We start from the raw sequence: 266 nt of genomic DNA, 5'->3' as shown, positions 1-266 counted from the left end.
ACGCCTTGGCCAATGGGCCCGCGCGCATCACCGTGAGCTGGCTGAAACAATTCCCCGAGTTCGCTGACTTCCATACCGCCAAGCCACAAACGGCGGACATCCCCGCTGCGCTGGATATCGCCCCATCGGAAACCACTCCCGACGAACAACTGGCCGAGGCTCATCAGGCACTGGTGCAATCACTGGCCGATGAACTGCTTGCTCAAGTACGAGCCGCAACCCCGAGCTTCTTCGAACAAGTGGTGGTCGACCTGATGCTAGCCATG

Annotated in this window: 1 pseudogene; it reads left to right on the top strand. The window is 60.2% G+C overall.

From position 1 onward, the window contains the following. Positions 1-266 (top strand): annotated as a pseudogene (locus tag SB756_RS30935) (restriction endonuclease); the annotation flags it as partial.

Origin of the sequence: Pseudomonas sp. SIMBA_068, assembly GCF_046534705.1 — a bacterium.
Lineage (GTDB): Bacteria > Pseudomonadota > Gammaproteobacteria > Pseudomonadales > Pseudomonadaceae > Aquipseudomonas > Aquipseudomonas putida.
Note: the sequence above shows the minus strand (reverse complement) of the source record. Positions and strands in the feature narration are given on the sequence as shown.